The following is a 22,064-nucleotide window of genomic DNA, read 5'->3' as shown; positions in this document are numbered from 1 at the left end:
GCAATATATAGTCAGGGAAGCAAGCAGACGCAGTCCCGACCGACATCCTTGGCGCTATAAAGCGCCTGGTCCGTACGTTCCATGAAGTGCATCAAGGGTTCGCCGCATCGGTACTCGGCCACACCAATACTGAGTGTTACTTCGCCGGCCCCGACGCCAAAATCGTGCTGGGAAACAAGCAGCCGTAGTCGGTCGGCAAGTTTATGGCATTGCTGCAGCGACGTCAGCGGCAACACGACCATAAACTCTTCACCGCCGAGGCGGGCTACCATGTCTTCACGACGCAGAAGCTTTTCCATTTCTCTTGCTAACTGCTTGAGTACCTCATCACCTTGTAAATGCCCCCAGCGGTCATTCAGCAGCTTGAAGTGGTCGATATCGACCATCATGATGGAAAGCGGTGTGCCATGACGGGTGCTCAAGGAAGCCAGGTGGGTCAGATGCAGCATCAGCTTGCGACGGTTGGGCAGGCCGGTAAGCGCATCGGTATCGCATAGCTTGCGCAGTCGTTGCTCTTCGATGACCTGCTCGGTGATATCCATCATCAAGCCTGTCCACAGCACGCCATCCGGCATGGGTTCGGGATTGGCGGAAACGGCTATCCAGTGTGAGCGGGCGTCGGTCATCGGCAGCTTGAAACGTGTGGTCAGCGGCAGCATCCAGCGTGCCGAGCGCTCGATGGATGACATCACCTTGGGATATTCACTGCCTGTTATATGTTCAAGCAGTCCACCTGCATCGAGCGCCAGCTGTTCGCGATCGATATGGGCAAGTGCGCTTCCTCCTCCTTCCAGATAGGGGAAGTGCATATGACCGTCGAGCGAACGAAAGAACTGGAAAACGACGCCAGGTAATCGCGGTATCAAACCGTCTGCGCTCAAGGGTAGGGGGCTGTCTTTCACGGACATGCGTGAAGCTCCAAACGAATGCCAAAAGATAACTGTGAAGACTAGCCCTATTTACGTAATTGGCTTGTAAGCTTTTGCTGACAAATGAACATATTTTTAATAATAAATTGGCATTTAAATATTTTATTAAATTATAAAAAGCAGAGAATGAAATTGCTAAGCCTATTTAATTATATCAAGTTTAGACACTATGTTTTTTTGTGTAGCTTTTTAAGCCAATTTGTTCAATTAATAAGATACTCGAATTAACATCTGTTTACAGATGAATGCATGTACGATTATTCAGGGGAATGGAATGTACGGTTTAGTCAGCCTGATAGGAGCCGGGCCTGGTGATGCGGAGTTATTGACATTGAAGGCCTATAAACGGTTACAGCAGGCCGATATCGTGCTGTATGACCGCTTGGTCAGCAAGGAAATCCTTGCGCTGGTGCCCAAGAGCGTGCGGCGATTCTATGTCGGCAAGGCTCGCTCGATTCATAGCGTTCCTCAGGCTGAGATCAATCACTCCTTGGTGAAATGGGCCAAGCAAGGCAAGCAGGTTGTCAGGCTCAAGGGCGGCGACCCTTTTATCTTTGGACGTGGGGGTGAAGAGCTCGAAGCGCTGATGGCGGATGGCATCGCGGTCGAGGTGGTGCCGGGAATTACCGCTGCCTCAGGGTGCGCCGCCTATGCCGGTATTCCCCTGACCCATCGTGATCACGCGCAGGAAGTGCATTTTGTTACCGGCCATGTAGCAGCCGACGAACAGGCGCTTGACTGGGTGTCATTGGCCCGGGGCGGGCAAACGTTGGTGTTCTACATGGGTCTGAACAGCGTCGAGGTGATCAGCGACAAGCTGAAAGCGCATGGCTTGGCTTGCGATACGCCGCTTGCCGTCATCGAGCAGGGAACCACTACCGCTCAGCAAACTCACCTTGGAACCCTGGCCTGCTTGCCCGATGCCTTGACGGCCGGGCAGGTTCAGTCACCTGCGCTTGTGATCGTGGGGGGCGTGGTATCGCTGCACTCGCGGCTATCCTGGTTTGAAGGCAGACAGCCAAGCGAGCCTGATCGAGAAAATGATCTACATTGATAAGTGGGTTTGGCGTTAATACGTTGAATTCGCTAATGGACTGGCTAGATGCCAGTTGCTGTATATGCTAGTAAGGAACGCACAGGGTAAGCGCACGATCATCGCTGCTGGTATCGGTAGCCTATAAAAGAGGGACGCAGAATGTCAGAAGCAAACCGCCCGGACCACCCCACACCGACCAGTCGGTTGGGCACTAAAAGCTTGTTCAAGGATAACCGTGTCAGGGCAATGGCGGGTATTACGGCTATTGCGGTTATCTGGGCCATCATGGCGCAATCCAACGCCAATACCCATAAAGATCGTATCGAGACGCTGGAAGCCCAGCTGGCAAGTGTCGAACAGGATAATCGACGCTATAGCCGCCGCATTCAGGAGATCGATCAAGCCGAAACCAGCGTAGCTGATCTGCAGGCTGAAATAGCGTCCCTGGAAGAACAGCGTAACGAAGCAGCCAGCGCGCTTGAAAGCGCGCAGAGCGATGCCGTCTCTACTCAGGAGCGCCTGGACGCATTGGAGAGCGAGCGTAGTACGCTCCAGCAGGAAGTCGATTCGCTCACCCAGGAACTCGAAAGCGCTGAAAGTGGCATGCAGTCCCTGCGTGACGAGCGCGATCAGATCGTCACCACTCGCGACGAAGCGCAAGCCACGCTTCAGCAGATCGAAGATTCACGCGAAAGTGCCGACGAGGCCCGTCAGGAAGCCGAGACGGCGCGTCAACAGGCTGAAGAGCAGCGCCAGGAAGCTATCGACGCGCTAGGAAACGCCGAAGAAGAGTTATCCGAGCTCGAGGACCAGATCAGCCAGGCCAATGATCAGCTCAGCCGTCTGCAGGAGCAAATTTCGACAGCGCAGGACGAGCTCGATGATATGCAAAGCCAGCGCGAGTCGATCACCAGTGAGCGTGATGAACTGCAGACCGAAGTCGATTCCTTGGTCGAGCTTCGTGAGCAGGAGGACGAAAGCTTGAGTCAGGTGCGAAGCGAAATGGATGACCTGATGACGGCGCTGGATATTGGCCGTGATGAAGTGGCTAGTGTCGAAAGCGATATCGAGGCGCGCCAGGTGCAGCTGTCGCGGCTGGAGACACAGCTGCGCGAATGGCGTGAAGAGCTCTCTTCACTTGATCAGCGCCTGGGTAGTGTCGATGATGTAGAAAGCGGCGACGTGCCGACCCTTGCCGGCGAGCAGGAGGATGCGACGCCTGAAGGTGAAGCCTCTGATGATAGCGGTTCCGCGCAGAATCAGCGGAATCAGGAAGCGGCCAATGATGCTGACGCAAGCCAGCAACAGGGTAGCGCTCAGTAAGGCGTTCTTTACCGCCTTGGGCAATCGTTCAAGCGGATGCTGGGTGACCAGCATCCGCTTTTTGGTTTGTTAGTTTATGAAAACGCGCTCAGCGAGTATCATTTGGCTCAATCGAACGATCTACCTACAAGAGGAGTGCGACTAAATGGACGGCGTCAAGCATATTGTCGCAGTGGCATCGGGCAAAGGTGGGGTGGGCAAATCGACAGTCACGGTAAATCTGGCGCTGGCGCTATCGGCGCTGGGTTACCGGGTCGGTGTGCTCGATGCTGATATTTACGGCCCTAGTCAAGCTCAGATGCTTGGGGTCGAAGAAGGTGTGCGCCCGCAAGCAACGGGTGACAACAAGTTCTTGCCACTGAAGGCTCACGGTCTTCAAGCCATGTCCATGGCGTTCATGGTCAATACCCGTGAAGCAATGGTCTGGCGCGGGCCGATGGTCGTGGGAGCCTTTCAGCAGATGCTCACCCAGACGCAGTGGGATAACCTTGATTTCCTGCTGATCGACATGCCGCCCGGCACCGGAGATATCCAACTGACGCTGGCGCAGAAAGTGCCGGTATCCGGCGCGGTCATCGTTACCACTCCCCAGGATATTGCGCTGCTGGATGCGCGCAAGGGGATCGAAATGTTCCGCAAGGTCAATGTGCCGGTGCTGGGCGTGGTCGAGAACATGAGCCTTTATCACTGTGAAAAGTGCGGCCATGAAGCCGCCATTTTCGGTACCGGCGGAGGCGACCGGATTGCTCAGGAGTATCAGACAGCCGTGCTTGGCCGCCTGCCACTGACGCTTTCGATTCGTGAACTTGCGGATTCGGGCAAGCCGAGCGTTGTGTCAGAACCCGATAGTAACATCAGTCAGACCTTTGCCGAGATTGCCCGTCAGGTTGCCCAATCAGTGAGTGCCAGTGCAAATGATGGCCCCACCATTTCTTTCAGCGAGTAGAAGTAACGCATGAGCATCAAATCTGATAAGTGGATTCGTCGCATGGCGCAAGGCGACGCCATGATCGAGCCGTTCGAGGCGGAACAGGTTCGCTATGTCAATGATCAGCGAGTCATTTCCTACGGCACCTCGAGCTATGGCTACGATGTGCGCTGCGCCGACGAGTTCAAGGTATTCACCAATATCCACTCGGCCATCGTCGACCCCAAGGCGTTTGACGCCAAGAGTTTCGTGGATGTGAAAGGTGATGTGTGCATCATTCCGCCCAACTCCTTTGCCCTGGCGCGAACCGTCGAGTACTTTCGTATTCCGCGCAATGTACTGACTATCTGTCTGGGTAAATCCACCTACGCGCGCTGCGGTATCATCGTCAATGTGACGCCGCTTGAGCCCGAGTGGGAAGGCCACGTGACGCTCGAGTTTTCCAATACCACCAATCTGCCCGCCAAGATTTACGCCCATGAGGGTGTGGCACAGATGCTGTTTCTGGAATCCGACGAAGTGTGCGAAACGTCCTACAAGGATCGAGGCGGCAAATACATGGGGCAGCGCGGCGTCACCTTGCCGCGTACCTGATACCGCGCTTCATGTTGCAAAAAAGCCTTGCGGTTTTCCGCAAGGCTTTTTGGTACAGAGCTACTCGAACGCTAAGGAGCAGACTATGTGTCGGTTTCTTCGTCGAGCTCTTCGGCAGCGTCTTCATGAGAAAGGCGCATGCCGTGGGGGGGCAGTAGATGTCCATCCATCTTGGCGCCTTCGGGACTGAACTGCAGGCGGCCTTGCAGGAACCACTGAACCGCGATCGGATAGATCAGGTGCTCGCGGGCGTGTACCTTCTCTTTCAGTGTTTCGGCGGTGTCCTCTTCCGTCACGGCCAGCTCTGCCTGAAGCACTACCGGGCCGCCATCCAGCTCTTCGGTAACGAAGTGCACGCTACAGCCATGGCTTGCGACACCGTCTGCCAGTGCGCGGGTATGCGTATTCAAGCCCTGGTACGCGGGAAGAAGTGATGGGTGGATATTGAGCATGCGCCCTAGAAAACGCTGTACAAAACGCGGCGTCAGAATGCGCATGAAACCCGCCAGGACGATCAGGTCGGGTTCATGACGCTCGATGACCTTGATCAGCGCACCATCATAGGCATCGCGGCTGTCGTATTCTCGGTGCGGCAGGGCAACGGCCTCGATGCCTGCTTCGTGGGCGCGTTTCAAGCCGTAGGCGTCATGTTCATTGGAGATGACCGCTACAATCTCGCCGCCGAGCCGATCATGGGTCTGGGCATCGATCAGCGCTTGCAGGTTGCTGCCGCTACCTGAAATCAGCACCACCACGCGACGGGCGCCAACGGGTTCCGGCGTCATGTCGGTCATCGTATCGCTTGGGTAATCGGTACTGCTCATGCCGGCAGATTCTCCAGCACTACCGCTTCATCCTGGCGCTCGATGACATGGCCGATGCGGTAGACTGTTTCACCCTGTGCCTGAAGATGGGCCATGCTCTGCTCGGCTTCTGCCGCTGGAACCACCACGACCATGCCAATGCCGCAGTTCAGTACACGATGCATTTCGGTTTCGTTGACATTACCTTGCGTTTTGAGCCAATCAAATACGCCAGGGCGCTGCCAGGTGCCGATGTCGATATGCGCTGCGAGATGGTCCGGCAAGACGCGGGGGATGTTTTCAAGCAGACCGCCGCCGGTAATATGGGAAAGCGCATGGACCGAAAGCGAGGTATCCCGCATCAGCGAGAGCAGCGATTTGACATAGATTCGCGTCGGCGCCATCAGCGCATCGCCAAGCGATGCATCGCCTACCTGGGTATCCAGAGAGGCATTGCTTACCTCGAGAATCTTGCGAATCAGCGAATAGCCGTTGGAGTGCGGGCCAGAGGAGGCGAGCCCGAGCAGCACATCACCCTTGCCAACCTTGCTGCCATCGAGGATGTCGGACTTTTCCACGACACCGACACAAAAGCCTGCCAGGTCATAATCGCTGCCTTCATACATGCCCGGCATTTCCGCTGTTTCGCCACCTACCAGCGCGCAACCGGCAAGCTCGCAGCCTGCACCGATACCGGTGACCACGTCAGCGGCAATATCCACATCCAGCTTGCCCGTGGCATAGTAGTCTAGGAACAGAAGCGGCTCGGCGCCGGCAACGATCAAGTCGTTGACACACATGGCCACCAGGTCGATACCAATGGTGTCGTGCCTGCCAAGATTCATGGCCAGGCGCAGCTTGGTACCCACGCCATCGGTGCCCGATACCAGTACAGGTTGCTTGTAGCCTGCCGGTAGTTCGCACAGTGCGCCAAAGCCGCCCAGGCCGCCCATTACCTCAGGGCGCGTGGTGCGCTTGGCAACGTGTTTGATGCGGTCAACCAGGGCATTCCCAGCATCAATATCGACACCGGCATCCTTGTAGCTGAGTGAAGGAGTAGCCGGAGAAGTGGAAGTCTCGGTCATGACGGTTCCTGTGAAGCCTATAGCAGTACGGGTAGTGCTGGCGCGTTGGCCAGTGCCGGGCAATAACTGCAGCGAATTGTACCACCCAGTAGCGCAAGCCGCATCGCTGGTATGCAGTTGAGGTCTTCATGGGCGCGATTTTTGTTACTATTCAGCACGTAAGCCGCGATTGATGGATCCAGGAAGGAGAGTCAGACAATGCGAAACACATGGTTGGGGTTGGTGCTGCTGTTGGTAGTGGCTGGATTGATCTATCTGCTCAACTCGGTGCTCATGCCGTTTGTGGCAAGTATGGTGCTGGCCTATCTGGCTGACCCGCTGACTAACTATTTTCAGCGTCTGGGCATGAAACGGCCACTTGCCGTAAGCCTTGTGTTTCTTGTGTTGCTGATTGTGCTGAGTGCCAGTCTGCTGATCTTCATACCGCTGGTGGTACAACAGATCAAGCAGTTGGGTGACGCCGTACCCGGTATCTTCGCCTGGGTAGAAACTGTTCTGGCACCCCAGATCCAGGAGTGGACCGGCTACGATCTACGTGCCGAGATTTCCAATGTGCGTGAAGTGCTGGTGGAAAACTGGCGCGATGCAGGCAGCTACCTGGCTCAGGCGCTTGGTCATATTGGGCGCTCGGGAATGGCATTCATGACCTGGATTACCTATATCGCGCTGATTCCCGTAGTGACGTTCTATCTGTTGCTCGACTGGAATCGGATGTTGAGCAACATCGCAAGTCTGGTGCCACGCCAGTGGGCGAGCGATGTATTTCGCCTGGCCCGGCGCTGTGATGAAGTGCTGGCATCGTTTCTGCGCGGGCAGTTGCTGGTCATGCTGTGCCTGGGGGGAATCTACGCCACGGGGCTGACGCTGATGGGGCTCAACTTCGGGCTCTTGATTGGATTCGTTTCAGGTGTCGTCAGCTTCGTTCCCTTCCTGGGTTTCATCGTGGGGATTGCCGTTGCCCTGATTGTTGCGCTATTTCAATTCGGTACGTGGTGGGCAGTGCTCGGGGTGGTCGTGGTATTTAGTATCGGCCAGGTCGCAGAAAGTGTCATACTGCAGCCCAAACTTCTGGGTGATAAGATCGGCCTGCATCCGGTAGCGGTTATCTTTGCCGTGCTGGCAGGGGGTAACGTCTTCGGGTTTACCGGGGTGCTGTTAGCGCTACCCGCCGCGGCTGTTTTCATGGTACTTCTTCGGGAGTTGAACGATCGTTACAAGCAGAGCACGCTCTACAGAGCCGAGCCGCGCTCATTACCGTCTTTAAACCACCATGATGGGCTAGGTCGTCACGACGAAAGGGAATCATCATGAGCCGAATGCCGGCACAGCTGCCGTTAGGAGTAGGGTTGCGCGATGATGCAACCTTCGATAACTATTACGCTTCAGGGGCTAATGCATCACTGGTCGAACACCTGACCCATCAGCTCAAGCCTCATTCAGAACCGTTCATCTACTTGTGGGGCGCGCCGGGAAGCGGCCGTAGCCACTTGCTTCAAGCGGCATGTCACGCCGCTTCCGATGCCGACAGGCGGGCGCTCTATCTGCCGCTTGCCGACCTTGGTCATTTCCCGCCGCTGATGCTTGAAGATATCGAGCGACTCGATCTGGTCGCCATTGATGACCTGGAGTATGTAGTGGGCCGCAAGCGCTGGGAGGAAGCGCTGTTTCACGCCTTCAATCGGCTGCGTGATGCCGGCAAGCAACTGGTGATTGCCTCGAATGCGCCACCTCGCCAGCTCGATATCGCCTTGCCGGACCTCGCGTCACGATTGAGCTGGGGGGTAACCTTTCACCTGAACCCCCTGGATGATGAGGCACGTCTGGCCGCGCTTAAGCTGCGTGCCCACGTGAGAGGGCTGCAACTGCCGGATGACGTGGGGCGCTATATACTGCATCGCGGCCCGCGTGAGCTTGGCGAGCTTTGCCGGGCGATCGAAACGCTCGACCAGGCATCTCTTTCAGCCAAGCGAAAACTCACCATTCCTTTCGTCAAGGCAGCGTTGAGCTGGTAAAAGCCCGCGAGTACCTTCGAAGAGGTATGAAGGGGGTGCAGCAGATGTTGCGGATCAGGCGTCTTTACGCATCTGGCGGACTGCCGGCTGCGTCTTTTGATGCTTTCTTCGGTGAGTTTTTGCCTCTTTTGAAAATACTGCTGCAGCGCTGCGACTTTGCCCACGTCGCCTTCCACACGCTCAGTCCGGTCTTTGGCTACCTTCTGTTGATCTTCCATGCTGTTGATGGCACGTCTATCAGGCAGTGTCTGAAGATTATGATTGAACACCGTTTTACCAGAGCCAGGAGAACGGCTAGCTTGAATAGTTGCCAACCCCTGCAAGAATCTCTTGGCGACTGCTTTTTTCGATCAATCAGACGGCTATATGAGGAGCGAAACACATGGATACTCGCATTGAACGCGACAGCATGGGCGAGCTTGAGGTGCCGGCATCAGCGCTTTATGGCGCGCAGACCCAGCGCGCCATCAATAATTTTCCCGTATCGCATACGCCAATGCCCACTGCCTTCGTCCAGGCGGTGGCGCGCATCAAGCTGGCCGCTGCACGCGCCAACCAGCAGCTTGGGTTGCTCGATGAAGCTCGCGCCAATGCGATTCAAAAGGCTGCTCAAGCGGTCATCGATGGCGAGCATGACGAGCAGTTTCCCATTGACGTTTTTCAGACAGGGTCTGGCACCTCGACCAACATGAACGTCAATGAGGTAGTGGCCACGCTTGCCAGCCGAGAAGGTGTGGAGGTGACGCCCAACGACCATGTCAACATGGGGCAGTCGAGCAACGACGTCATTCCAACCGCCATTCATGTCTCGGCAGCTATCGCGGTTAGCGGGTCGCTGCGTCCGGCGCTTGTGCATCTGCAGGACTGCATCGACCGGCGAGCCGATGAGCTCAAGGACGTGGTAAAAACCGGACGCACTCACCTGATGGACGCCATGCCATTGCGTATGGATCAGGAGCTGGGCGCCTGGTCAAGCCAGCTGGGTCAGGCCATCGAGCGCTTCGACAGTGCCATGCAAAGGCTGTGTCGCCTGGCACAAGGGGGAACGGCTGTCGGCACCGGCATCAACGCACCCGAAGGTTTTGCAGAGCAGATGGCCAAAGAGCTGAGTGACCAGACCGGGCTGAACTTTGCGCCTAACGACAGCTTCTTTGCCAGCCTGTCCTCCCAGGATGCTGCGGTCGAGCTTTCCGGCCAATTGAAAGGCCTCGCCTGCGTCATCATGAAAATTGCCAATGACTTGCGCTGGATGAACTCAGGACCATTGGCAGGGCTTGGCGAAATCGAGCTCGAAGCGCTTCAGCCAGGTAGTTCGATCATGCCGGGCAAGGTCAATCCGGTCATACCCGAATCAGCCGCACAGGCGTCGGCTCAGGTCATTGGCCTGGATGCCGCCATCACCGTGGCGGGACAAAGTGGCAATTTTCAGCTCAACGTCATGCTGCCGCTGGTCGCCACCAATCTTCTGACATCCATCACGTTGATGAGCAATACCGCGAGGTTGCTGGCAGACAGGGCGATCGCCACCTTCAAGGTGCGCGAAAACAACCTGCAGGAGCCATTGGCGCGCAACCCGATACTGGTAACCGCCCTCAACAGCGTGATTGGCTATAACGCAGCCGCGGCGGTGGCTAAAAAGGCTTATCAGGCCGGACGTCCGATCATCGATGTTGCCGAAGAGGAAACCGACCTGGACCGGCAGACTCTCGAACGCCTGCTGGACCCCAAGGTGCTGACTCAGGGCGGGGTGCCGGAATAAGCCGGTCAGGTTTGCTGCTTTTCGGTCTTGCCTTCATGAATGGTCTGTCGGGCTTCCTCACGCTCTTCATTGGTAGCGGTGGGCGTTGCTTGCTCATGCTCACGATCAGGGCGGTAGCAGAAGGAAGCCAGAATAGGGAAATGATCCGAGCCAAAGGCATCGAGTCGCTTTATGTCGACCAGCGTAAAGTGGCGAGTGACGAAAATATGATCGAGCGGCCAGCGTAGCAGGGGATTCTTGGCGTGGAAGGTGCTGAACATGCCCCTGCCGCGCCGTGGGTCCAGCATCCCGCTGATGCGACAAAAAAGCCGTGTGGTGATCGACCACGCCACATCGTTCAGGTCGCCGGCCACCAGGGTTGGGCCGGGGTTTTCGTGAACTTCCTGACCCACCCATAGAAGTTCTGCGTCTCGCCATAGCGATTTTTCGCTTTCGGATGGGGCGGGGGGTCTAGGGTGTACTGCATAAAGCCTGATGGTGTCGCCGCTCTCAAGCCTTACTCGGGTATGGATGGATGGAATATCATCCTGAATCAGCCATTTGACCGCTGTATCCTCTAGCGGCAATCGGGAATACAGGTGCATGCCGTACAGGTTGTCCAGCGGCACTTTCACGCTGTAATGCCAGCTTTCCTCGAGTTCGGGATCCAGCTGATCCTGCCACCACTGATCGGATTCCAGCGTCAGAATGATATCCGGCTGGTGCTGGTGGATCATGGCAATCAGGCCTTCATGGTGCCGGTTAGGCGTCAGCACGTTGGCGATCAAAAGAGTTACCCGCTGATCTTCGGGCGCATCGGCAGCCGCCTTGCATACCTGGACGCGCCACAGGCGAGTCCAGGGAAGGATGTAGCGACACTGTATTGCCAGAGTGATCAGTACCATGAGCCACGTTGCAGAGCGCCACACGCCGGGGTCAAGCAAACAAAAGCCGATTACACCGCACGCAAGAGAGAGAAATGCCATCTGCACGCGAGGAAATTCGAAGCATCGAATCCACCACCAGCGCAGGGGAAGCCGCGCAACCAGCGTGGCGACCAGCAATAGCGATGCCAGACACGTGATCAGAAGGGCAAGCATGGTCTATCTCCCCGAGAGTAGGGTGGCAAGAGTGGATCATCGGAATTTGCAAAAGTTAAGCACATTACATGAGTCGTGATTTTATCGATGTATAGCGTGTAAATCTGGTAGTCAGCGAGAAAAAAGTTACTTGCAATATGGGGATATATCAGTAGAATACGCATCCGTTGCCCAGCAGGACCATAGCTCAGTTGGTTAGAGCGCCACGTTGACATCGTGGAGGTCGGCGGTTCAAATCCGCCTGGTCCTACCATCGGCAATCCAGTTTCAGGACCATAGCTCAGTTGGTTAGAGCGCCACGTTGACATCGTGGAGGTCGGCGGTTCAAATCCGCCTGGTCCTACCAGATCAAGCCCCATGCAATGCATGGGGCTTTTTCGTTTCTGTGTCGTTACTCGGTCACAGGCAAAGTCTCCAATGCAGTGGCCGACACACGCTCATGAAACAAACACCCATAAAAAAACGCCCCGGCGAAGGGGCGTTTTTTTATGGGGCTTCCTGCCATCCTGGCATGTGGCCGCTCATCCTGAGCGATAGTTCCTTTAAGCAGCTCCCTGCCGCTGACAACTTCAGACTATCTCATGTATAATATCTGCACAAGCTTTTTTGAAAGAAAAGTTGTACTGGTTTTCTTAGCCACATGGGCTACTCTGCTCGTGAGCATACTTCAAGGATGAAACTATGTACCTCAACGTAATACTGCCCAGCTGGTTCACGGCGTTAAGCAATATTGGCGCAGGCTTGAAGCCGCAGGCAAGCGTGCGCCCGGTCAGCAGTGATATCGAAAGCGCCGAGCTGGATGACTATTATCAAACCGCTCAAGAGCTGGGCCTGAGTCATCACAAGGCAGAAGAAATACTTGATCAGACCTTGCGCAAAGCTCGGCGTAGTGGCGAGCTTTCCATGAGCGATGTCATCTTTCGTGCCTTTTGCACCATCCATCTGCATACCTACCACTAGGCAGTCAGGTATCTCTCGACAGGTCGGTTCGGCGCTGAAACGTGGCGACCAGTGCTTCTATACCGGCCTGATCTTCCGCCGTGAAACGCGCCGGTAACGGGCTGTCCAGGTCTAGAACGCCCCACAGATACCCATCGACCACGATGGGTATTACAAGCTCCGAGCGCGAGTTGGCATCACAAGCGATATGATCGGCCACCTGATGCACATCATCCACTCGTTGCGTGCGCTGATGGCGAGCAGCTGCACCGCAGACGCCTTTGCTGAAAGGAATGGGGTGGCAGGCGGGCTTGCCCTGAAACGGGCCAAGGCCCAGTACCTCGGGCTCGCGCTGAAGGTAAAAGCCGGCCCAGTTCAAGTCAGCAACTTCCTGGTGAATGAAGGCGCAGGTCTGGGCGCTGTTGGTGAGCCAGTCCCGTGTATCGAGAAGTGCTTCCAATTGACGATTCAGCAGCGTGTAATCAGTCGATGACATCGTAATCTCTTCCTAACGCAACAGGTCGGCGCCAAGGCCGACCTGTTAACCAGTGCAAGTAAGTGGCTGGAACGTTATTCGGTCCAACCGGGAACCGCTGCGCCCTTGAACAGCTCTTCAGCTTTCGCCGCAACTTCGTCGCGCTGATAAGCATCTACCAGTTGGCGAATGTCTTCACGCTCTTCATCGCCACCGCGTACGGCGATCAGGTTCACGTAAGGCGATTCGGGGCCTTCCTTGATAAGCGCATCATCCAGGCTCAGGCCCGCTGGCTGGGCAAAGGTGTTATTGATAAAGGCCATGTCCACATCCGGCAGTACGCGCGGAAGCTGCGCCGCTTCGATTTCACGGAAGCGGAACTTGCGCGGGTTTTCTGCGATATCGATCGGCGTGGCTTCCAGATTCTCCGGATCGTTCAGAGTGATCAGGCCTTCGTTATGCATCAGAATCAGTGCACGACCTTCATTGGAGGGGTCGTTGGGCAGGGCGATCTGGGCGCCATCGGGCAGGTCGTCAATGCTGTCGAACTTCTCGGAGTAGGCGCCAATCGGGTACACGAAGGTGTAGCCCGCAATCGCCAGATCATACCCGCGATCATTGACCATCGAGTTCAGGTAAGGGGCGTGCTGATAGGCATTGGCATCCAGGCTGCCATCGGCAAGTGCGGCATTGGGCGTTACATAGTCAGTGAATTCGATAATTTCGACATTCAAATCGAACTCTTCCTTGGCAATGCGCGCAGCGACTTCCATCACTTCGGTTTCGGGGCCGGCAACGGTGCCCATCTTGATGGTACGGGTTTCTGCATTGGCAACGTTGACTGCCAGGGCCAGGGCGGTAAGTGTGCCGATTACGAGTTTTTGCATGGACGTCTCCTGTTGGTTTGTATCACTTGCATCGATAGTAGTGGAATAAAAAATATAATTCTAATGCATTTTTATTATAGATCTGTGTAGCCGCGTACTATCATCACTTGCGATCGCTCTTGCGCACCAGATAGTCGCCCAGGCTTTGAAAGCCCTGCACCATGACAACCAGAATCACAACGGTTATCAGCATGATGGTCGGGTTGAAGCGGTTGTAGCCGTAGCGAATTCCCAGGTCCCCAAGGCCTCCGCCGCCTACTGCGCCTGCCATGGCAGAATAGCTCACGAGGGTGACCAGTGTAATGGTCAAACCGGTGATGATGCCCCCGCGTGCCTCGGGCACGAGCACCTTGCAAATGATCTGCCAAGGAGTGGCGCCCATTGATTGCGCCGATTCGATCAGCCCTGGCGATACTTCGTTGAGGGCTCCTTCGATCAGTCTTGCCACGAAAGGAATGGCGGCAATGGTTAGAGGGACTGATGCTGCGTTAATGCCGATCGACGTGCCGACCAGCATTCGTGTGAAAGGAATGATCGCCACCATCAAGATGATGAAGGGAATCGAGCGGCCCACGTTGGTAATGATGCCCAGCACCTGGTTAAGCACCGGCTGCGCCAGGATTTGGCGTGGTCGCGTGGTATAAAGCAGAATGCCCAAAGGAAGCCCGACCAGTGTCGAGATCACGCCGGAAATCGCCACCATATACAGCGTATCCAGCGTGGCCTGAAGAATAAGGTTAACTAGTGCGCTGGACATGACCCAGTACCTCTACGTGTAGTTGGTGGGATTGAAGATAGTCCATGGCCTCCCGGGTTTGTGTCTCTGACCCCAGTAATTCGGCAATCATGAGCCCCAGCGTACGGTCCTGGATGGATTCCACCTTGGCTTGCAGAATGCTGACGTCGACGTTGCAGTCGCGTGCCAGACGCGAAATGAGCGGGGTAGAAACGGCATCGCCTGAAAACGTGAGCCGCACGACTGGGTGAGTGCTGGGCCCTGGTGCGCCTTCAAGCCGCTCCAGCAGCTCCTTGGGCGGCGTGAGCTGCAGGAAGTCGTTGAGAAATTCTCGGCCCAGCTGGGTGGTTGGGGCGGTGAAGAACTCTCCCACCTCGGCATCTTCGACCAGTTCGCCGTTGGAGATCAGGCTGACCCGGTGACAGATCGACTTGACCACCTCCATTTCGTGGGTGATCAGCAAGATGGTAATGCCGAGCTGCTGGTTGATGTCGCGTAGAAGCTCGAGAATCGCGCCGGTCGTTTGCGGGTCAAGGGCAGACGTTGCCTCATCGCAGAGCAAAACGCCGGGTTTGCTGGCCAGGGCGCGAGCAATGGCTACGCGCTGTTTCTGGCCGCCGGACAGTTGCGCGGGGTACTGTTGTGCCTTGTCCGCCAGACCTACCATCTTGAGCAAGGGCAGTACGCGGTCTTTGATGACGCTGCGTTTTTCTCCCATCAGCTCAAGGGGGAGGGCGACGTTATCGAAGACATTACGCGTGGTCAGCAGGTTGAAATGCTGAAAGATCATGCCGATGCGGTGACGTGCCTGGTTCAGGGCGCTGCCGTTTAGGCGCGTCATCTCCTGGCCATCGACCATCACGCTGCCCTGGGTCGGGCGTTCCAGGAGGTTGACGCAGCGAATCAGGGTGGATTTGCCGGCACCGGAAAGGCCGATAACGCCGTGGATAGTGCCCTTGGGCACGCGTAAATCGACATCTTTGAGAGCATGTACGGCGCTATCGCCGCTGCCGTAGGTTTTACTAACGTTGCTGAGTTCAATCATGGCGTCTGCCTTAATGGGAGGCCTTAGACGGAGTACGGGGAAGCAGGTGCGGGGGCGGGGAATAAAAAAAGGCCACCCTTACGGGTGGCCATCAACGCTGGACACACCCTTTTAGCTGCACTTCACCAGGCCAGAGGCCTGGTGGACGCCCGCAATCTGGGTACAAATCGGCGTCATTACATGGGCCGAAAGTCTAAAGAGCACGTTCTGGGTTGTCAATTGAAACCGGATTTTTTCATGCAGGAATGCCTATGCTCAGGTGAAAAGCGTGATCATGCGCCGTGCTGCGGTTCATTTTGCTCTTGAGTTCGATACGGCTGCCAGGGCGGCGTGGCCGAACGGGGCAGATATTGCCGTTGCGTCGTGGGCGCAACGGTAAAGCTATCGGCGTACACTTGCACCTTTATGGATTCATGTTTGAATAAGCGCCTTTAGGCTAGCGCAGCAAGGGGGGATTATGTTTACCGGGATCGTGCAGGGCACCGCCGTCGTCATCGAGGTGCATGAGCTTGAAGAATTTCGAACCCACGTGGTGGCTTTGTCGCCTGACATGCGCGAGGGACTGGAAATTGGCGCCTCGGTGGCGCATAACGGGGTCTGTCTGACCGTCACCGCAATCGAGGGAGATAACGTCAGCTTTGACTTGATGCGCGAGACGCTTCGGCTGACCAACCTTGGTGCAGTTGTAAAAGGTGATCGTGTCAACATAGAGCGTGCCGCGCGTTTCGGTGATGAAATCGGCGGGCACTCCATGTCCGGCCACATCATCTGCATGGCGCCAGTGGTGGCCATCGAAGAGGCGCCCAACAATCGCCGGCTCTGGTTTTCTCTGCCCGATACCATTGGTCGGTTTGTCTTCGAAAAGGGGTACATCGGGGTGGATGGTATCAGCCTGACGGTGGGGGATGTGCGCCGCAGTACCGATGACAGCGGGATCGAGTTTAGCGTCAACCTGATTCCCGAGACGCTGAGCCGCACCGTCCTGAGCGAGCGCGTACCTGGCGACGAGGTCAATATTGAAATCGATCCTCAGACCCAAGTCATCGTCGAGACCGTCGAGCGGGTACTTGCCAAGCGGTTATAAACGGTTGATGACGGCTAGCCAGCAGATCCGGCAGTGTCTGGCCTGAAGATTGCTAGCCTAGTGATTGGCGAAAGACGTTTCGCCGTAACCGGCTGCGCGTCCGGCGCTCGCATCCCGCAGTGCCTTTCGGTAATATGTGCGGCTTTTCTCGCTCCAAGGGAACGCATTCTGCGTTTGCGCGAAGGATAAAAACCTACATGAAATTTCTGGACAACTATTTCAAGCTGACCGAGCTGAACACGAATGTGAAGACCGAGGTGGTGGCCGGAATCACTACCTTCTTGACCATGGCCTACATCATTTTCGTGAATCCGAGCATCCTTTCGGAAGCGGGCATGGATTATGGCGCGGTGTTTGTTGCGACCTGCGTGGCCGCGGCCATTGGCTGTTTCGTGATGGGGATATGGGCCAATTATCCCATTGCCCAGGCGCCGGGCATGGGGCTGAATGCCTTCTTTACCTATGGCGTGGTGCTCGGCATGGGGTATAGCTGGGAGGCGGCGCTGGGGGCCGTCTTCTTCTCGGGCCTGACGTTTTTCCTGCTGAGTATCTTCAAGATCCGCGAGTGGATCATCAACTCGATCCCGATGTCGTTGCGTCTCGGTATTGCGGCAGGTATCGGCCTGTTTCTTGCCATGATCGCGCTCAAGAACGCGGGTATCGTGGTCGCCAATCCGGCCACGCTCGTCGCCATGGGCGACCTTTCCGAGCCCGCGCCGCTCTATGCGCTGCTGGGCTTTTTCGTGATTACCGCGCTTGCCTATCTGCGAGTCAAGGGCGCGGTCCTGATCGGCATTCTAGGCATCACCATCGTGGCCATGCTGCTGGGTCATAACCAGTATGCCGGCATCATGTCGATGCCGCCGTCGATCGCGCCTACCTTCATGGCAATGGACTTGATGGGCGCGCTGGACGTCGCCATGCTCAGCGTCATCTTTGCCTTTTTGTTCGTGGATCTGTTTGACACCTCGGGCACCTTGGTAGGCGTTGCCCACCGCGGCAAGCTGCTGGACAAGGATGGCAAGCTCCCGCGTATCGGGCGCGCCATGATGGCAGACAGCACCGCTTCCATGGCGGGTGCCGCGCTGGGTACATCGACGACCACGAGCTACATTGAATCAACGGCGGGAATTGCTTCCGGCGGCCGCACGGGGCTCACGGCGGTGGTGGTCGGCGTTCTGTTCTTGGTCAGCCTGTTCTTTGCGCCGCTGGCCGGCTCGATTCCTGCCTATGCCACGGCGGGGGCACTTTTATATGTCGCGGTACTGATGGCCGGCAGCCTTGCCCACGCCAATTGGGATGACCCGACCGATGCCGCCCCGGTGTTGATTGCAGCGCTTGCCATGCCGCTTACCTTCTCGATTGCCGACGGTATCGCCCTTGGGTTCATCAGCTTTGTGGGTATCAAGACGCTATCGGGCCGCTTTGGCGACCTGAACCCGGCGGTCGTGATCCTGGCGCTGTTGTTTGCTGTGAAGTTCCTGTTCCTGGGCTAAACGCCCGGGCTATTTTTACCAAGCTATTCTTACCAATCTATGAGAGACGCGATGAGCATCTACGGCGACTACATCAAGTCGGTTATTCGCACCGTTCCTGACTGGCCCGAACAGGGCGTCAACTTTCGCGATATTACCCCGCTGTTGCAAAACAGCGCGGCGTTTCGCAAGCTGATTGACAGCTTCGTGCACCGCTATCAGGAAATGAATCTGGATGCCATCGCGGCGATCGATGCCCGCGGCTTCATTATCGGTGCGCCGCTGGCTTATGAACTGGGTTGCAGCTTCGTGCCCGTACGCAAGAAAGGCAAACTGCCCTTCAAGACCGTCAGTGAAACCTATACGCTGGAGTACGGCCACTCTGAAGTCGAGCTTCATGCGGACGCCTTTCAGAAGGATGACCGTATTCTTCTGATGGATGACCTGATCGCCACCGGCGGCACCATGCTGGCCGCGGCCAACCTGATTCAGCGTTGCGGTGGGCAGGTTGTGGAAACCGCAACCATCATTGATCTGCCTGAACTGGGCGGCTCTCAAAAAATTCGCGATGCAGGGTTTAGCGTATTCGCGGTATGTTCTTTCAACGAAGACGAGTAACGCCACTCATGAGCAGCGAACGCTATCATCAACATTTCACGATTTCCTGGGATCAGCTGCACCGTGACGTGCGCCAGCTTTGTCATCAGATGATCGAGCGTGACTTCAAGGGCATTGTGGCGATTACCCGTGGCGGGCTGATTCCCGCTGCCCTGATCGCTCGCGAACTCAACATCCGCCTGATTGATACCGTATGCATCAAGAGCTACGATCACATGGAGCAGGGTGGCCTCGATGTCATGAAGGGCGTCGAGCATGATGGCGAAGGCTGGCTGCTGGTGGATGACCTGGTCGATACTGGCAAGACCGCGCGTGCGGTGCGTGAAATGTTGCCTAAAGCGCATTTCGTGACGATCTATGCTAAACCGGAGGGTCGTCCTCTGGTAGATCAGTATCTCACTGAAGTGGCTCAGCAGTGCTGGATCCAGTTTCCCTGGGATATGGGAATTGCCTACGTTGAGCCACTCGTCGACCAAGTTAAAAGGAATTATGACTAATCCGCTGACCAACGACTGGAGCCAATGGCTCGGGAATGAGTTTGACGCCGATTACATGAAGGCGCTCAAGCAGTTTTTGGCCGAGGAAAAAGCGGCCAGAAAAGTCATCTATCCTCACTCCTCCAACTGGTTTCGCGCCTTCGAGCTGACACCGCTGAGTGAAGTGAAAGTCGTTATCCTGGGCCAGGACCCTTACCACGGCCCGCATCAGGCGCATGGATTGAGTTTTTCCGTTCAGGCGGGGGTGCGAGTGCCCCCGTCGCTTGCCAATATCTACAAGGAACTCGAAGAGGATGTCGGTTTCCAGCCAGTGGCTCACGGCAGCCTGACAAGCTGGGCCGAACAGGGCGTGCTGCTCTTGAATACCGCGTTGACCGTGGAGCAGGGGAACGCGGCCTCTCACCGGGGCAAGGGGTGGGAGACGTTTACCGACCGGGCCATCGAAACGGTCAGTCGGCACGCGGCGCCCAGCGTCTTTCTGCTGTGGGGCAGCCATGCGCGTCAGAAAAAGGCGCTGATCGATCAAACGCGCCACCTGGTGCTGGAATCTCCGCACCCCTCACCCCTCTCGGCTCACCGGGGATTTTTCGGCAATCATCAGTTTTCCCGGGCAAATCAGTTTCTGAAGGAGCAGGGGCGTACGCCAATTGAGTGGCAACTGCCGGAAAGCGCTTAACCTGCTGGTCAGATGCGGGTAGAATGGCGCGCAATTTTGTATGCCTGTTGATGGCAGCGCATGCTGTCATCCTGATATCCCCTGCAGTGAGGAAGCCCCATGAGTGTCTACGCCATTAATCATCCCCTTGTTCAGCATAAGCTGGGACTGATGCGCGAAGTGGATTTGAGCACCAAGAGCTTTCGTGAACTGGCAGGCGAAGTAGCCAAGCTTCTCACCTATGAAGCAACCAAAGGTCTGGAGCTTGAGGACCACGAAATTCAGGGTTGGAACGGTGAGCCTATCGCCACGCGCCGCCTGAAAGGCAAGAAAGTGACGGTCGTGCCCATCCTGCGCGCGGGCCTTGGGATGCTCGAAGGTGTTACCGATCTTATCCCCAGTGCACGGGTCAGCGTTGTCGGCCTCTATCGCGACGAAGAAACGTTTCAGCCGGTACCTTACTTTTCCAAGTTTGCCAACGATATCGAAGAGCGCATGGCCATCGTGATCGACCCGATGCTGGCGACCGGCGGTTCCATGGTGGCAACGCTCGATATGCTGCGCGAGCGCGGCTGCGAGTCCATGAAAGTGATCGTTCTGGTGGCAGCGCCTGAAGGCATCAAGCGGGTGCAGGATGCCTATCCCGACGTCGAGATCTATACCGCCTCGATCGATGACCGTCTCGACGAGAACGGTTATATCGTGCCGGGCCTTGGCGATGCCGGCGACAAGATCTTCGGTACCCGCTAAGCGCACTGGTTGAAAATGCCCCTTACGCCCCGGCGTCAGGGGCATTTTTTTGCCCCTTCCATATGAACAACAAATCTTCAGGAGTTGTGTGATGAATGATGCTGCCAGCCAGCCCGGTTCATGGCCGAAAGTGCTGCTGACCGGTGCGCAAATGCTGTTTGTCGCTTTTGGCGCGCTCGTACTGGTGCCATTGCTGACCGGGCTGGACCCAAGCGTTGCACTGTTTACCGCCGGGGTGGGAACACTGGTATTTCATGCCGTCACCCGCAAGACGGTGCCGGTATTTCTGGCCTCCTCGTTTGCCTTTATCGCACCGATTCAAGGGTCCATTGCAAACTTTGGTATCCCGGCCACCATGGGAGGGTTGATGGCTTCGGGGCTGGTCTACGTGCTCATTTCCCAGGCGGTGCGTCTGCGTGGCACCGGCTGGCTCAATCGCCTGTTGCCGGCCGTTGTGGTGGGGCCGGTCATCATGGTGATTGGTCTGGCGCTGGCACCGGTAGCGGTCAGCATGGCCACCGGTGAAACCAGTGACACTATTGGCTATGGGCAGGCGATCTTTCTCTCCATGGCAAGCCTTCTGGTGACCTTGGTGCTGGCCGTGTTCGGCCGAGGCCTGCTGCGCCTGATTCCGATCATGGGGGGCATCGTGACCGGTTACGCGCTGTCACTGATCATGGGGGTTGTGGATTTTACCCCTGTACATGAAGCCGCGTGGCTGGCGCTTCCAAGCTTTACCGCACCCAGCTTTCACTGGGCCGCCATCTTGTTCATGATTCCGGTGGCGATTGCGCCAGCCGTCGAGCACATTGGTGATATGGTGGCGATCGGTTCGGTCACGCGGCGCAATTATCTTGAAAAGCCAGGGCTGCACCGTACGCTGCTGGGTGATGGACTGGCAACGACTACCGCCGCTCTGTTCGGTGGCCCGCCCAATACTACCTATTCGGAGGTGACAGGCGCTGTCACCTTGACCCGCGCGTTCAACCCCAATTACATGATTACAGCCGCGCTCCTCGCCATTGTGCTGGCCTTTGTCGCCAAACTGGGGGCGCTGTTACAGACCATTCCCGGGCCCGTGATGGGCGGAATCATGACCCTGCTGTTCGGCTCCATTGCGGTAGTGGGCATGAATACGCTGGTCAGAGCCGGGCAGTCGCTTACCGCTCCGCGCAACCTGGTGGTGGTCTCGTTGATTCTGGTCTTCGGGATCGGTGGCATGCAGTTCGGGGGCGGGCAGTTCACCCTTCAGGGCGTTAGTTTGGCCGCGCTGGTCGGTATTGTTTTAAACTGGGTACTGCCGCGCGAAAAAGAGGGCGAATAGCCCGCGCAGTGACCACCGCCAACACGACTGA

General features: G+C 56.6%; 23 protein-coding genes and 2 tRNA genes. 17 read left to right on the top strand and 8 right to left on the bottom strand.

What is annotated here, in order from left to right; genetic code table 11:
* Positions 1–11 precede the first annotated feature (11 nt).
* The gene (locus HW452_RS12140) at positions 12–908 is read right to left on the bottom strand and encodes a GGDEF domain-containing protein (protein ID WP_224106371.1); all 897 of its coding nucleotides are present in this window, start codon (positions 906–908) and stop codon (positions 12–14) included.
* Positions 909–1,203: 295 nt separating this feature from the next.
* Here HW452_RS12140 and cobA point away from each other — a divergent pair, with 295 nt between their 5' ends.
* The 4 genes from cobA (at position 1,204) to dcd (ending at position 4,810) form a co-directional block, all read left to right on the top strand.
* Complete coding sequence (gene cobA / locus HW452_RS12135; protein ID WP_224106370.1) at positions 1,204–1,983, top strand: uroporphyrinogen-III C-methyltransferase; 780 nt, start codon at positions 1,204–1,206, stop codon at positions 1,981–1,983.
* Between the two features lie 141 nt (positions 1,984–2,124).
* On the top strand, positions 2,125–3,288 hold the full coding sequence (locus tag HW452_RS12130) for a kinesin (protein WP_224106369.1): 1,164 nt from the start codon (positions 2,125–2,127) through the stop codon (positions 3,286–3,288).
* Between the two features lie 145 nt (positions 3,289–3,433).
* Positions 3,434–4,234, top strand: a complete 801-nt coding sequence (apbC, locus tag HW452_RS12125; protein WP_224106368.1) for an iron-sulfur cluster carrier protein ApbC — start codon at positions 3,434–3,436, stop codon at positions 4,232–4,234.
* Between the two features lie 9 nt (positions 4,235–4,243).
* Positions 4,244–4,810, top strand: a complete 567-nt coding sequence (gene dcd, locus HW452_RS12120; protein WP_224106367.1) for a dCTP deaminase — start codon at positions 4,244–4,246, stop codon at positions 4,808–4,810.
* Between the two features lie 83 nt (positions 4,811–4,893).
* On the opposite strand, the gene purN is transcribed toward dcd, so the two are convergent.
* Both purN and purM read right to left on the bottom strand, forming a co-directional pair.
* A complete protein-coding gene (gene purN, locus HW452_RS12115) occupies positions 4,894–5,634 on the bottom strand; it encodes a phosphoribosylglycinamide formyltransferase (protein ID WP_224106366.1) in 741 nt (246 codons plus the stop codon).
* Entirely contained in the window at positions 5,631–6,698 is a 1,068-nt protein-coding gene (gene purM / locus HW452_RS12110) for a phosphoribosylformylglycinamidine cyclo-ligase (RefSeq protein ID WP_224106365.1), read from the bottom strand. Before purM ends, purN begins: the two co-directional genes overlap by 4 nt.
* A 198-nt stretch (positions 6,699–6,896) precedes the next feature.
* On the opposite strand from purM, the gene HW452_RS12105 reads away from it, so the two are divergent.
* The 3 genes from HW452_RS12105 to HW452_RS12095 all read left to right on the top strand — a co-directional run bounded on the left by HW452_RS12105 (position 6,897) and on the right by HW452_RS12095 (position 10,469).
* Entirely contained in the window at positions 6,897–8,009 is a 1,113-nt protein-coding gene (locus HW452_RS12105; RefSeq protein WP_224106364.1) for an AI-2E family transporter, read from the top strand.
* A complete protein-coding gene (gene hda, locus HW452_RS12100; protein WP_224106363.1) occupies positions 8,006–8,710 on the top strand; it encodes a DnaA regulatory inactivator Hda in 705 nt (234 codons plus the stop codon). The genes HW452_RS12105 and hda overlap by 4 nt, the downstream gene beginning before the upstream one ends.
* A gap of 382 nt (positions 8,711–9,092) precedes the next feature.
* A complete protein-coding gene (locus tag HW452_RS12095; protein ID WP_224106362.1) occupies positions 9,093–10,469 on the top strand; it encodes a class II fumarate hydratase in 1,377 nt (458 codons plus the stop codon).
* 5 nt (positions 10,470–10,474) lie between these two features.
* Here the strand turns inward: HW452_RS12095 and HW452_RS12090 are convergent, their stop codons facing one another.
* Positions 10,475–11,548, bottom strand: coding sequence for an endonuclease/exonuclease/phosphatase family protein (locus tag HW452_RS12090; RefSeq protein WP_224106361.1), 1,074 nt, complete (start codon positions 11,546–11,548; stop codon positions 10,475–10,477).
* Positions 11,549–11,724: 176 nt separating this feature from the next.
* Between HW452_RS12090 and HW452_RS12085 the strand changes: the two genes are divergently transcribed.
* The 3 genes from HW452_RS12085 (at position 11,725) to HW452_RS12075 (ending at position 12,508) form a co-directional block, all read left to right on the top strand.
* Positions 11,725–11,801, top strand: a tRNA-Val gene (locus tag HW452_RS12085).
* Between the two features lie 16 nt (positions 11,802–11,817).
* A tRNA-Val gene (locus tag HW452_RS12080) sits at positions 11,818–11,894 on the top strand.
* A 335-nt stretch (positions 11,895–12,229) separates the two neighbouring features.
* Entirely contained in the window at positions 12,230–12,508 is a 279-nt protein-coding gene (locus HW452_RS12075; protein WP_224106360.1) for a hypothetical protein, read from the top strand.
* Positions 12,509–12,512: 4 nt separating this feature from the next.
* On the opposite strand, the gene HW452_RS12070 is transcribed toward HW452_RS12075, so the two are convergent.
* The 4 genes from HW452_RS12070 to HW452_RS12055 all read right to left on the bottom strand — a co-directional run bounded on the left by HW452_RS12070 (position 12,513) and on the right by HW452_RS12055 (position 15,630).
* A complete protein-coding gene (locus tag HW452_RS12070) occupies positions 12,513–12,983 on the bottom strand; it encodes a GAF domain-containing protein (RefSeq protein ID WP_224106359.1) in 471 nt (156 codons plus the stop codon).
* Positions 12,984–13,057: 74 nt separating this feature from the next.
* Entirely contained in the window at positions 13,058–13,849 is a 792-nt protein-coding gene (locus tag HW452_RS12065; RefSeq protein WP_224106358.1) for a MetQ/NlpA family ABC transporter substrate-binding protein, read from the bottom strand.
* Between the two features lie 103 nt (positions 13,850–13,952).
* Positions 13,953–14,606, bottom strand: a complete 654-nt coding sequence (locus HW452_RS12060; RefSeq protein ID WP_224106357.1) for a methionine ABC transporter permease — start codon at positions 14,604–14,606, stop codon at positions 13,953–13,955.
* Positions 14,587–15,630 carry a methionine ABC transporter ATP-binding protein gene (locus HW452_RS12055; RefSeq protein ID WP_224106356.1) on the bottom strand — a complete coding sequence of 348 codons (1,044 nt, stop codon included), beginning with the start codon at positions 15,628–15,630 and terminating at the stop codon, positions 14,587–14,589. Before HW452_RS12055 ends, HW452_RS12060 begins: the two co-directional genes overlap by 20 nt.
* Positions 15,631–16,087: 457 nt before the next feature.
* Here HW452_RS12055 and HW452_RS12050 point away from each other — a divergent pair, with 457 nt between their 5' ends.
* The 7 genes from HW452_RS12050 to HW452_RS12020 all read left to right on the top strand — a co-directional run bounded on the left by HW452_RS12050 (position 16,088) and on the right by HW452_RS12020 (position 22,033).
* Positions 16,088–16,714, top strand: a complete 627-nt coding sequence (locus tag HW452_RS12050; RefSeq protein ID WP_224106355.1) for a riboflavin synthase subunit alpha — start codon at positions 16,088–16,090, stop codon at positions 16,712–16,714.
* A gap of 197 nt (positions 16,715–16,911) precedes the next feature.
* The gene (locus HW452_RS12045; protein ID WP_224106354.1) at positions 16,912–18,210 is read left to right on the top strand and encodes an NCS2 family permease; all 1,299 of its coding nucleotides are present in this window, start codon (positions 16,912–16,914) and stop codon (positions 18,208–18,210) included.
* Positions 18,211–18,261: 51 nt separating this feature from the next.
* A complete protein-coding gene (locus HW452_RS12040; RefSeq protein ID WP_224106353.1) occupies positions 18,262–18,807 on the top strand; it encodes an adenine phosphoribosyltransferase in 546 nt (181 codons plus the stop codon).
* Between the two features lie 8 nt (positions 18,808–18,815).
* Positions 18,816–19,304: a xanthine phosphoribosyltransferase gene (gene gpt / locus HW452_RS12035; protein ID WP_224106352.1), complete on the top strand. Its 489-nt coding sequence runs from the start codon at positions 18,816–18,818 to the stop codon at positions 19,302–19,304.
* Complete coding sequence (gene ung, locus HW452_RS12030; protein WP_224106351.1) at positions 19,297–19,980, top strand: uracil-DNA glycosylase; 684 nt, start codon at positions 19,297–19,299, stop codon at positions 19,978–19,980. The genes gpt and ung overlap by 8 nt, the downstream gene beginning before the upstream one ends.
* Positions 19,981–20,079: 99 nt before the next feature.
* Positions 20,080–20,709: a uracil phosphoribosyltransferase gene (gene upp, locus HW452_RS12025; RefSeq protein WP_106375307.1), complete on the top strand. Its 630-nt coding sequence runs from the start codon at positions 20,080–20,082 to the stop codon at positions 20,707–20,709.
* A gap of 91 nt (positions 20,710–20,800) precedes the next feature.
* The gene (locus HW452_RS12020; RefSeq protein WP_224106350.1) at positions 20,801–22,033 is read left to right on the top strand and encodes a uracil-xanthine permease family protein; all 1,233 of its coding nucleotides are present in this window, start codon (positions 20,801–20,803) and stop codon (positions 22,031–22,033) included.
* The last annotated feature ends 31 nt before the right edge of the window (positions 22,034–22,064 follow it).

It is taken from the genome of Vreelandella aquamarina (assembly GCF_020075495.1).
In the GTDB taxonomy this organism is placed as follows: Bacteria; Pseudomonadota; Gammaproteobacteria; order Pseudomonadales; family Halomonadaceae; genus Vreelandella; species Vreelandella aquamarina_A.
This window is presented reverse-complemented; position numbering and strand designations above follow the sequence as displayed.

Excerpts from the sequence above, each read along its gene's own strand:
- HW452_RS12140 (WP_224106371.1), bottom strand. The coding sequence starts at position 908 with ATGTCCGTGAAAGACAGCCCCCTACCCTTGAGCGCAGACGGTTTGATA.
- cobA (WP_224106370.1), top strand. The coding sequence starts at position 1,204 with ATGTACGGTTTAGTCAGCCTGATAGGAGCCGGGCCTGGTGATGCGGAG.
- HW452_RS12130 (WP_224106369.1), top strand. The coding sequence starts at position 2,125 with ATGTCAGAAGCAAACCGCCCGGACCACCCCACACCGACCAGTCGGTTG.
- apbC (WP_224106368.1), top strand. The coding sequence starts at position 3,434 with ATGGACGGCGTCAAGCATATTGTCGCAGTGGCATCGGGCAAAGGTGGG.
- dcd (WP_224106367.1), top strand. The coding sequence starts at position 4,244 with ATGAGCATCAAATCTGATAAGTGGATTCGTCGCATGGCGCAAGGCGAC.
- purN (WP_224106366.1), bottom strand. The coding sequence starts at position 5,634 with ATGAGCAGTACCGATTACCCAAGCGATACGATGACCGACATGACGCCG.
- purM (WP_224106365.1), bottom strand. The coding sequence starts at position 6,698 with ATGACCGAGACTTCCACTTCTCCGGCTACTCCTTCACTCAGCTACAAG.
- HW452_RS12105 (WP_224106364.1), top strand. The coding sequence starts at position 6,897 with ATGCGAAACACATGGTTGGGGTTGGTGCTGCTGTTGGTAGTGGCTGGA.
- hda (WP_224106363.1), top strand. The coding sequence starts at position 8,006 with ATGAGCCGAATGCCGGCACAGCTGCCGTTAGGAGTAGGGTTGCGCGAT.
- HW452_RS12095 (WP_224106362.1), top strand. The coding sequence starts at position 9,093 with ATGGATACTCGCATTGAACGCGACAGCATGGGCGAGCTTGAGGTGCCG.
- HW452_RS12090 (WP_224106361.1), bottom strand. The coding sequence starts at position 11,548 with ATGCTTGCCCTTCTGATCACGTGTCTGGCATCGCTATTGCTGGTCGCC.
- HW452_RS12075 (WP_224106360.1), top strand. The coding sequence starts at position 12,230 with ATGTACCTCAACGTAATACTGCCCAGCTGGTTCACGGCGTTAAGCAAT.
- HW452_RS12070 (WP_224106359.1), bottom strand. The coding sequence starts at position 12,983 with ATGTCATCGACTGATTACACGCTGCTGAATCGTCAATTGGAAGCACTT.
- HW452_RS12065 (WP_224106358.1), bottom strand. The coding sequence starts at position 13,849 with ATGCAAAAACTCGTAATCGGCACACTTACCGCCCTGGCCCTGGCAGTC.
- HW452_RS12060 (WP_224106357.1), bottom strand. The coding sequence starts at position 14,606 with ATGTCCAGCGCACTAGTTAACCTTATTCTTCAGGCCACGCTGGATACG.
- HW452_RS12055 (WP_224106356.1), bottom strand. The coding sequence starts at position 15,630 with ATGATTGAACTCAGCAACGTTAGTAAAACCTACGGCAGCGGCGATAGC.
- HW452_RS12050 (WP_224106355.1), top strand. The coding sequence starts at position 16,088 with ATGTTTACCGGGATCGTGCAGGGCACCGCCGTCGTCATCGAGGTGCAT.
- HW452_RS12045 (WP_224106354.1), top strand. The coding sequence starts at position 16,912 with ATGAAATTTCTGGACAACTATTTCAAGCTGACCGAGCTGAACACGAAT.
- HW452_RS12040 (WP_224106353.1), top strand. The coding sequence starts at position 18,262 with ATGAGCATCTACGGCGACTACATCAAGTCGGTTATTCGCACCGTTCCT.
- gpt (WP_224106352.1), top strand. The coding sequence starts at position 18,816 with ATGAGCAGCGAACGCTATCATCAACATTTCACGATTTCCTGGGATCAG.
- ung (WP_224106351.1), top strand. The coding sequence starts at position 19,297 with ATGACTAATCCGCTGACCAACGACTGGAGCCAATGGCTCGGGAATGAG.
- upp (WP_106375307.1), top strand. The coding sequence starts at position 20,080 with ATGAGTGTCTACGCCATTAATCATCCCCTTGTTCAGCATAAGCTGGGA.
- HW452_RS12020 (WP_224106350.1), top strand. The coding sequence starts at position 20,801 with ATGAATGATGCTGCCAGCCAGCCCGGTTCATGGCCGAAAGTGCTGCTG.